Origin of the sequence: Moraxella sp. CTOTU48268 (assembly GCF_032069585.1) — a bacterium.
GTDB classification, from domain to species: domain Bacteria; phylum Pseudomonadota; class Gammaproteobacteria; order Pseudomonadales; family Moraxellaceae; genus Faucicola; species Faucicola cinerea.
In genome coordinates, this window is record NZ_DAMALV010000015.1 from 26,830 (window position 1) to 37,109 (window position 10,280).

Annotated in this window: 8 protein-coding genes and 1 pseudogene; 8 read left to right on the forward strand and 1 reads right to left on the reverse strand. The window is 44.8% G+C overall.

Annotated elements, in window-relative coordinates:
- Positions 1-88 precede the first annotated feature (88 nt).
- The 4 genes and pseudogenes from RT143_RS06915 to RT143_RS06930 form a co-directional block, all read left to right on the forward strand.
- Positions 89-1,237 (forward strand): sulfate ABC transporter substrate-binding protein, encoded by a 1,149-nt coding sequence (locus RT143_RS06915; RefSeq protein WP_409519699.1) that lies wholly within the window; start codon positions 89-91, stop codon positions 1,235-1,237.
- Positions 1,238-1,469: 232 nt separating this feature from the next.
- A complete protein-coding gene (gene cysT / locus RT143_RS06920; protein WP_198001245.1) occupies positions 1,470-2,381 on the forward strand; it encodes a sulfate ABC transporter permease subunit CysT in 912 nt (303 codons plus the stop codon).
- Positions 2,378-3,232: a sulfate ABC transporter permease subunit CysW gene (cysW, locus tag RT143_RS06925; RefSeq protein WP_313092053.1), complete on the forward strand. Its 855-nt coding sequence runs from the start codon at positions 2,378-2,380 to the stop codon at positions 3,230-3,232. Before cysT ends, cysW begins: the two co-directional genes overlap by 4 nt.
- A gap of 40 nt (positions 3,233-3,272) precedes the next feature.
- Positions 3,273-3,983 (forward strand): annotated as a pseudogene (locus tag RT143_RS06930) (sulfate/molybdate ABC transporter ATP-binding protein); the annotation flags it as partial.
- 175 nt (positions 3,984-4,158) lie between these two features.
- Here the strand turns inward: RT143_RS06930 and sat are convergent.
- Positions 4,159-5,415, reverse strand: coding sequence for a sulfate adenylyltransferase (gene sat, locus RT143_RS06935; RefSeq protein ID WP_313092054.1), 1,257 nt, complete (start codon positions 5,413-5,415; stop codon positions 4,159-4,161).
- 253 nt (positions 5,416-5,668) lie between these two features.
- Between sat and RT143_RS06940 the strand changes: the two genes are divergently transcribed.
- The 4 genes from RT143_RS06940 to cysG all read left to right on the forward strand — a co-directional run.
- A complete protein-coding gene (locus tag RT143_RS06940) occupies positions 5,669-7,378 on the forward strand; it encodes a nitrite/sulfite reductase (protein WP_313092056.1) in 1,710 nt (569 codons plus the stop codon).
- 3 nt (positions 7,379-7,381) lie between these two features.
- Complete coding sequence (locus RT143_RS06945) at positions 7,382-7,957, forward strand: DUF934 domain-containing protein (protein WP_313092057.1); 576 nt, start codon at positions 7,382-7,384, stop codon at positions 7,955-7,957.
- 219 nt (positions 7,958-8,176) lie between these two features.
- The gene (locus RT143_RS06950; RefSeq protein ID WP_007115334.1) at positions 8,177-8,812 is read left to right on the forward strand and encodes a phosphoadenosine phosphosulfate reductase domain-containing protein; all 636 of its coding nucleotides are present in this window, start codon (positions 8,177-8,179) and stop codon (positions 8,810-8,812) included.
- An 88-nt stretch (positions 8,813-8,900) separates the two neighbouring features.
- Positions 8,901-10,280 (forward strand): siroheme synthase CysG (gene cysG / locus RT143_RS06955; RefSeq protein ID WP_313092059.1); only part of this gene is annotated, 1,380 nt, incomplete at its 3' end.

Sequence of the window (10,280 nt, forward strand, 5' to 3'; positions counted from 1 at the left end):
TTTTGCTTGACGACGCTTTTTTTGTAAAATAGTATGAATGAATTTAACATTATATATTGATTTTTATACATTGAGATGAGGGGTGACCATGATGACTGTTAATTTTCAAAAAAAAACTAAGGTTCAACACAAAACCGTAGCCGTGCTATCAAGTCTAGCGTTATTAGGCGTGAGTCTAGCGGGCTGTTCACGTGCGCCCACCCAGCAAGACCAACAAGCCGCTTCAGGTCAAGCCGCTACGCAATCAAATGCAGGCGCGAGCGATAAAGGCGGTATTAAACTGCTCAATGTCTCCTATGACGTCGCTCGTGACTTTTATAAAAGCTACAATCCCCTGTTTATCAAAGACTATGAAACCAAAAATAGCGGCAAAACTATTGATATCCAGCAATCGCATGGCGGCTCTAGCAAACAAGCGCTCGCAGTTGCCAACGGTCTGCAAGCGGATGTGGTCAGTATGAATCAAGGCTCAGATGTAGAGCTATTGGTGAAAAAAGGCTTGGTGGCACAAGATTGGCAAAGCCAATTCCCAAACAAAGCAGTACCCTATACCAGTGCCATCGTGTTTTTGGTGCGTAAAGACAACCCAAAACAAATCAAAGACTGGTCTGATTTGGCAAAACCAGGCGTACAAATCGTACTTGCCAACCCAAAAACCACGGGTAATGGGCGTTATGCTTTCTTAGGCGCGTATGGCTACGGCTTACATAGTTTTAATAAAGATGAAAGCAAAACCAAAAACTTTGTCAAAGAGTTGCTCAAAAACGTACCGGTGTATGAAAATGGTGGGCGTGCGGCGACTACTACGTTCTTACAGCGCCAAATTGGCGATGTGTTAGTCACCTTTGAAAATGAAGCCAATCTCGCGGTTAAACAGTTTGGTAAAGGCGATGTGCAAATTGTCTATCCAAGCTACACCATATCAGCAGAAAATCCCGTGGCGATTGTCAAATCAGTGACTGATAAAAAAGGCACCAACGACGCAGCGAAAGCGTATCTTGATTATTTGTGGAGCGAGCCTGCCCAGCAATTGGCGGCAGATTTATACCTTCGCCCAAGCGATGCGGCGGTACTGGCTAAAAATCAAGATAAATTACCCGCGCTTACCACCTTTAGTCCGAATGCTGAATTTGGCAGTTGGACGGATATCATGACCAAATACTTCAAAGATGGTGGTGTCTTTGATCAACTAGCCAGCCCAACGAGCACCATAGCATCGGCACCTGCAGCAAAATAGTTCGCTGTTTTAGATAACAAAACCAGAGTTCGGCTCTGGTTTTTTATTCTAGCTAAGAATATTTAAAGCGCATAAATATAGTTTGGAAAATCAAAGTGAGATGGTACTATAGCCGTGCTTAAGATTTTGGGTACAGAGCTTTTTGTATCTTTATTTTTGAATTTTTATTTTTGTATGTTTATTATTCTAAATTCTGACGTCGCCTACCGATTATTAGTAAAGGAAGCCCTGCATGGCAAGCATCAATGCTAACCATCAAGCCGATTTAACATCAAACAATCAGCCTAAAACACCCAATTCACCCTTAAAACGCAATAAAAAGCGCCATATCATGCCGTTTTTTAATTTGAGTTTGGGCATCAGTGTGTTGGCATTGTCGATTATCGTGCTGTTGCCATTTGTGGCAATGGTAATGACGACCGCCGATATTGGTGTGGCAGGGTTTATCAAAACCATTGCCGAGCCGCGCGTCAAGGCAGCGATTGAACTGTCACTAAAAATGTCATTGCTAGCGACATTGACCAATTTGGTGTTTGGTACGCTGATTGCATGGGTATTGGTGCGCTACGAGTTTTGGGGGAAGTCGATTTTAAATGCGCTCGTGGATTTGCCGTTTGCCTTGCCAACGGCAGTAATGGGTATTTCGCTAGCAACCTTATATGCACCCAATGGTTTAATCGGGCAGTTTTTTGCGCCATTTGGCATTAAAATTGCTTTTACCCCCATTGGTATTTGGTTGGCGTTGATTGTGGTGAGTTTGCCGTTTATTGTGCGTGCGGTGCAACCTGTGCTTGCGGAGCTGTCGCCAGAATATGAAGAGGCGGCATCGGTGCTGGGCGCTGGTAGATTGACAACTTTTAGACGGGTCATATTACCAGAATTGTATCCTGCCTTGCTGATGGGCTCAGGCATGATGTTTGCGCGGGCGACGGGGGAGTATGGTTCGGTGATTTTTATTGCGGGTAATTTGCCGATGAAGTCTGAGATTTTACCGTTAATCATTATCGGTAAGCTTGAAAGCTTTGATGTGCAAGGCGCTGCTGCGGTTGCTTTGTTTATGTTGATGATTTCGTTTGTGATTTTATTTGCCATTAATGCCTTGCAGTGGCTATTTACCAAACGTATGGGCGGGGCAAGTGTATGATAGATAGCAGCCAATATCCTTACCAAACCCAAGCCGCAACCCGTGAGCCGACATGGCTACGTTATACCTTAATTGGCATTGCGGTGGCGTTTATGACGCTCATGTTAGTGATTCCGCTAATATCGGTGTTTTATGAAGCCTTAAAATCTGGCTGGCAGTTGTATGTGGCTGCCTTGACCGATCACGAGGCATTATCGGCTATCAAGCTTACCTTGATTACGGCGCTGATTGTGGTGCCGATTAATACGGTGATTGGGATTGCATTAGCCTGGCTATTGACCCGATTTGATTTTAAAGGTAAGCAATTACTCACCACGCTGCTAGATTTGCCATTTTCGGTGTCGCCGGTGGTTGCAGGCTTGATGTTTGTGGCACTACTGGGCGCCAATACGTGGCTTGGCGGCTGGCTAGAATACTTTGGTTTTCAAGTGATTTTTGCCATTCCCGGTATCGTGCTTGCCACCATGTTTGTGGCTTTTCCATTCGTGGCACGTGAAGTGATTCCGCTGATGCAGTCGCAAGGCAGTAGTGAAGAGCAAGCGGCATTAACACTCGGCGCGTCAGGCTGGCAAATGTTTTGGCGGGTGACGCTGCCTAATATCAAATGGGCATTGCTATACGGTATTATTTTGACCAATGCCCGTGCGATGGGTGAGTTTGGCGCGGTGAGTGTGGTCTCAGGTCATATCCGCGGTGAAACCAATACCATGCCGCTATTGGTTGAGATTGCTTACAATGAATATAACATGACGGCGGCGTTTGCGTTGTCGAGTTTGTTGGCGTTGTTGGCACTCGTTACCTTAATCGTGCAGCAGGCGTTGACTAAACGTCAGTCTGGCAATGATGAATAACATTGATGCAATTTAAAAAGTAAAAAGTTAAGAGAATACCATGAGTATTGAAATCCGTGATATCACCAAACAGTTTGGTCGCTTTACTGCACTACAACCGATCAATTTAACCGTACCGACGGGCAAATTAACCTCGCTGTTGGGACCTTCAGGCTGTGGTAAGACTACCTTACTGCGCATCATCGCAGGGCTTGAGCTTGCCGATACGGGGCGTATTTTGTTTGATGGTGAAGATGTGACCGATGTGCCTGTGCAGCAGCGTCATATCGGCTTTATGTTCCAGCATTACGCGTTATTTCGCCATATGACCGTGTTTGATAACGTGGCGTTTGGCTTGACCGTCATGCCAAAAAACAAACGCCTAAGCAACGCGGAAATCAGCAAAAAGGTCAATTATCTGCTGGAGCTCGTGCAACTATCCCAAACCGCAAAAAAATACCCGCATCAACTCTCAGGCGGTCAGCGTCAGCGTATCGCATTGGCGCGTGCGCTAGCGGTAGAGCCAAAGCTATTGTTACTCGATGAGCCATTTGGCGCCCTCGATGCCAAGGTGCGTAAAGAATTACGCGCTTGGCTGCGCTCAATTCATCATGAGCTTGGTGTCACCAGTATTTTAGTGACCCATGACCAAGAAGAAGCGGCAGAATTATCCGATGAAATTGTGGTGATGAACCAAGGTCAAATCGTGCAAATTGGGGATTATGAGACGCTAGTCAATCATCCCTCGAGTCATTTTGTTGCCAATTTTCTACAAGATTCGCATGTCGAATATGTGATTTAGCTTAGTTAAATTTAGCTTAGTTAAGCAATAAAAAAAGAAGCCGCATGCTTCTTTTTTTTGCTAATTTTTTTGCTTAAGGTTTGATAAAAAAGGGTATTATCACATACCCTTTTTATCGATTAATAAGCGTTAAACTGCGCAATAATTATTTTGCAGAGTGACCTGTTAACTCAACTTTATGTTTTTGATGCTCTTCTAAGCCTTCATAGTAGTTACGAAGTACCGCTAACACTTCTGGACGGCTGAAGTTATCAGGCACATCTTCCCCTTCCGATAAGGCTTTACGCAATTTGGTACCTGAGACTTTGACATGATGGCTGGCATCGTGTGGGCAAGTTTTGGTCGATGCCATCGAGTCACAAGCATCACACCAGAATGTCCAGTCAATTTTTAACGGTTGGGTGATTAAATCATTCGGTTTAAGTGTATCAAAAATATGCTGCGCATCAAATGCGCCATAGTAATCACCGACGCCTGCATGGTCACGCCCAACAATCAAATGGCTACAACCATAGTTTTGACGGAATAAGGCATGTAATAATGCTTCACGCGGACCTGCATAGCGCATATCCAGTGGATAGCCTGCTTGGATGACGGTGTCTTTACGGAAGTAATGGTCGATTAATGTACCAATGGCTTCTTGGCGTACGTCTGCAGGAATATCGCCAGGTTTTAATGCGCCAAGCAATGAATGAATGAGTACGCCATCACAGATTTCAATCGCGATTTTGGCAAGGTACTCATGTGAGCGGTGCATCGGGTTACGGGTTTGGAAGGCAGCGACGGTTTTCCAGCCATTTTGAGTAAAGATGTCACGGGTTTGTGCCGGGGTGAGGTAGATATCACCATATTTGCTCGGGAATTCGCCTTCACTTAACACCACCACATCGCCGGCTAGGTTGACATCACCTTGTGCCATTACCATGGCAACGCCGGGATGCTCAAGTTCTGTGGTGCCAAAGACGGTTTGGCATTCGTGCGCTTTATCAATGCGGTATTTTTCGCTTAAGGTCAAAATTCCCATGATTTCGCCTTGGTATTCTAGCGCAATGTCATCGCCTGGGTTTAGCGTATCGGCAGTGGCAGTATCTGTTGATAGGGTAATAGGAATGGGCCAAAATACGCCCGCATTGTCGCCAGTGGTTAAATGCATATTGTCACATACGCTTTGCCAGTCTGCTTGGTTCATAAAACCATCTAGCGGGGTAAAGCCGCCAATACCGAGCATAATCAAATCACCGGCTTCACGGGAGCTGATTTGGATTTTTGGCAGATTTTTGGCTTTTTGCTGGGCAGCGGTTAGCGCATCGCCTTGGAGTAATTTTTCTTTTAATGTGTCACTACCGTGTGGTGGGACCAGTTGGCTTAGAGAATGGAGAGTTGAAGTGGCGCTTTGGCTCATCGGATATCCTATATTAGCGTGTCAAAAAAACAGACGGTTCAAGAAAATTAAGGTAGCGTATAATAGAATATTGCAGTTCGCAATAATAAATGCAGTAATTCGATATATTTATGTAAAAATGGAATTTACTAAAAACCCCTTGGGCATTTATGATAGGCAGGTTAAAATTTCACCCAGTTGAAATAGCTGCAAAAGCTAAAAGTTTTAAATTCACTTTGTAATTAGAATTTGTCTTAGTGACATAGGAATCCGCATGTATAAATACAACGCAATTGACCAACAATTGGTAGATGATCGGGTCGAGCAGTTTCGCGACCAAACCCGACGTTTTTTGGCTGGCGAGCTCAGTGAAGAAGCGTACTTGCCATTACGCCTGATGAACGGTCTATATATTCAGCGTCATGCGCCGATGCTTCGCGTGGCGATTCCTTATGGTCTGCTTGCGACGTATCAACTGCGTAAACTTGCCGACATCAGCGAAAAATACGACCGTGGCTATGGTCATATCACCACCCGTACCAATATGCAATTTAACTGGCCAAAATTAGAAGAAGTGCCCGATATTTTGGCAGAATTGGCATCGGTACAAATGCATGCGATTCAAACTTCAGGTAACTGTATCCGCAATACCACTACCGACCAGTTTGCCGGTGTGACGGCTGATGAAATTGCCGATCCGCGCCCGTATTGTGAAATCATTCGCCAATGGTCAACGTTTCACCCAGAATTTACCTATTTACCGCGTAAATTTAAAATCGCGGTTATTGGTACTCGGTCAGACCGTGCCGCGACCCAGCTGCATGACATTGGCCTGCATGTGGTCAAAAATGACGCAGGTGACATCGGTTTCGAAGTGATAGTGGGCGGTGGTCTAGGGCGCACCCCTGTGATTGGCAAAGTGATTCGTCCGTTTTTACCCGAACGTCATTTACTCTCTTATTTAGATGCCATCTTACGTATCTACAACCAATACGGTCGCCGTGACAACAAATACAAAGCCCGTATCAAGATTTTGGTTGAAAGTATGGGTGCCGAAGCGTTTTCACGAATCGTGGAAGAAGATTGGGAAAAACACAATAAAGACGGTGCATTAACACTGACAGCTGAACAAATTGAACACGCCAAAACCTTCTTTCCACCGCCAGCGTACCAAACATTCAGCCAACAACAATTACAAGCTAGCCAAGACAAACTGGCTGCCCAGTTTGAAGATAGCGAGTTTGTGCGTTGGTTTAACCAAAATACCCGCGAGCACAAAGTCAAAGGCTATCAGGTGGTGATTATCTCACTCAAACACTTTATGCAAGACACCGGCGATATCACCGCCACCCAAATGCGTGTGGTGGCTGATTTGGCGGATAAATACAGCTTTGGTGAAGTGCGCGGCACCCATCATCAAAACTTGGTGCTCACGGATGTCAAACTTGAAGAAGTATATGACGTCTATCAGGTGCTCAAACAATACGACCTTGCCCGCCCAAATATTGGCTTATTGACGGATATTATCTCATGTCCAGGCTTTGACTATTGCTCATTGGCCAATGCCAGCACCTTAAATATCGTCAACCAAGTCAATCAATATTTCCAAGACGCAGATTTTGTCCATGATATTGGTGAAATTCGCCTAAACATGTCAGGCTGTATGAATGCCTGTGCGCATCACCATGTCGCCGATATCGGTATTTTGGGCGTAGATAAAAAAGGCGAGCATTGGTACCAAATCTCGCTGGGTGGTAGATCGGGTCAAGACGCCAAATTAGGCGATATTTTGGGTAAATCCGTGCCTGTCGATGCGGTCGCGGCGACAGTGGATGATATCCTGCAAGTCTATCTTAAATACCGTCAAGCGGCGGCTACCGACTTTGGTAGCGAAACATTTGCCGAAGTTGTTGATCGTATTGGCATTGAGCCATTTAAAGAGTATGTATATCGTGACAAATCAGAACAGCCGGTGGAGGGATAAGCCATGGCACTCATTAACCAAAGCCAAGTGATTGATAATGTAAAGTCAGTGAGCGTGAGTATTCATGAGCAAAAAATCGAGCATATCGACCCATCCCAGTATGCCTCAGATATCACTGAAATTTTGGTGGACTATCGCCCTATTGAATTTAGCGAGAAAAATCCGCCAAAACCGCAGTTAGAAGCGGATGATTTGGTAGTACTGTCCCATCGGTTGGGCGATAAAAAACTGGGTATTATTTTATCGGGCGCGAGTGATTATCAGTTTTTGCAACAGGACTTTGCCAAAGTGATGCCGCTACTTTCCGTGATTGTGATTGACTTTCATGGTTTTCGTGATGGACGCGGTTATAGTTTGGCGCAAAAGATTCAGCAACATCCCAGTTATACCCCCGCTATTGTGTTGCGCGCTAGCGGTGATATCTTGCCAGATACGTTGCAGCTGCTCACCGAAGTAGGGTTTAGTGAGTTTGATATTAATGACAGCGATTTTAACCCCAGTTGGTTTGATTATTTTGTCGATATCAAACACCGTTATACAGGTCGCAGTGTGACGCAATTACCGATTTTTGCCAATTAATTATTGAATCATGCTAAGATTGAGCGAATCTAAGGGTTCGCTTTTTTAATTTTCGCAAGTTGCTACCTTATCGTTTCGAACTTCTGGTTTCTGCATTTCAAGTTAATTTGTTAATTCTAAATTTTCATAATAATATCATTAAAAATCATTTTTTAAACATCGCATAATTGATTAGCATAGCGTATCCCAATTTTTCACCATAAAACATTAGGAAATCCAATGAGCAATAAACTAAATATAGACCTAGACAAAGCCAATGCAGAATTGAATGGCAAAACCCCAGAGGAAATCATTGCTTGGGCACTGGCACAAGGTAGTAATCCTATTATCACTACCAACTTTCGCCCTTATGAAGTGGTACTGTTAGAGATGGTTGCCAAACAACGTCCTGATATCAAAGTATTGTTCGTGGATTCTGGCTACAACACTGAAGCGACTTATCGCCATGCGCAAGATTTGATTAAACGTTTAAACTTAAACGTGATTACCTACTTGCCGCAACAAACCGCAGCTTGGCGTGATGTCGAATTCAACGGCGTACCTAGCGTCAACAACCCAGCACACGAAAAATTCACCCAACAAGTGAAACTTGAGCCATTTGGACGTGCGTTAAAAGAAATTGCCCCTGACGTGTGGATTAATGCGATTCGTAAAGACCAAACGGAATTTCGTCAATCGCTTGATGTGTTGTCAGAAAGTAAAGACGGCGTGTTAAAAGTAGCGCCATTGTTCCATTGGTCAGAAGATGACTTAGAAGCTTACTTAAAAGAGCATGATTTGCCAAATGAACATGACTACTTTGACCCAACCAAAGTTGAAGAGAACCGTGAATGTGGTCTACACACACAATTATAATTTTTGATCGGCAGTATGTATGAAAATGTTAAGCTGAACTTCGGTTCGGCTTAATTGTTCTTGTCACTATCTAATGTTGAGAATGTCTATGAATACCTTACCGCTATTTTTTAAATTAGAAAATCGCCCCGTACTCGTGGTTGGCGGTGGGGAAGTGGCACTGCGTAAAGCGGATTTGCTCGATAAAGCTGGCGCGACAATCACTTTTGTTGCACCCAGCTATGAGCCGAGACTCACCGAGCAATTTGGTGATTCTCGTCATCAATTGATTAACGATGTTTATCAGCAAAAATATTTGGATAAACAAACCATTGTCATTGCTTGTACCGATGATGAAACGGTGAATGCGCAGATTTTTCATGACTGTGAAGCCCGTTTTATCCCAGTTAATGTCGTCGATAATCCACCGCTATGTACCTTTATCTTTCCTGCCATCGTTGACCGCAATCCGATTACCATTGCGGTATCCAGTGCAGGTAAAGCACCAGTGCTGGCAAGACTGCTGCGAGCCAAAATCGAAACAGTCGTGCCACCCCAATATGGCGAATTGGCAGGGCTGGCCGGTAAATTTCGCGATAAAGTGAAAGCTGCATTGCCCAATGTGACGGCTAGACGTAAGTTTTGGGAACAAGCGTTTGAAGGACAAGTCGCAGAATCGGTATTTGAGGGTAATTCAAATAGCCTAAGCAAAGCTGAAAGCCAACTTGAAACCTTGCTACAACAGCACGCCAACAACCAGCCGACAGATAAAGCACAGCTTGGCAAAGTGTATATTGTGGGTGCAGGGGCGGGCGATCCTGATTTGCTAACCTTTAAAGCGCTACGATTGATGCAACAAGCGGATGTGGTATTTTATGATAATTTGGTTTCAGCGCAGATTCTCGATCTGTGCAGGCGTGATGCCACCAAAATCTACGTCGGCAAAAAAGCCAGTGATCATGCGGTAAGGCAAGAAAAAATCAATGAGCTACTCGTTGAACAGGCGCAGCAAGGACAGCGCGTGTTACGCCTCAAAGGTGGTGACCCGTATGTATTTGGGCGGGGCGGTGAAGAAGCCGAGCAATTGGTTGCAGCTGGGGTTGATTTTGAAGTCGTGCCCGGGATTACCGCAGCCACCGCGGCGGCAAGCTGTGCCGGTATTCCATTGACTCACCGTGCGTATGCGCACTCTGTCAAGTTTGTCACTGCCTCTCTTAAGACGGATACCATCAATGAAGACTTTGCTAGCTGGCTTGATGATAACCAAACCGTGGTTTTTTATATGGGGTTAAAGCAGCTGGATAAACTGACGAGTGGCTTGATTAACGCAGGAAAAAATCCCAGTACACCGATTGCGATTGTGTCCAATGCCAGCTTGCCGCATCAGCAAGTTTTGACAGGCACGCTTGAGACCATCCTGGCAAAACAACGTGAGGCAAACTTGCCCGCCCCAGCGATTTTGATTATGGGCAATGTGGTTAAGCTACAT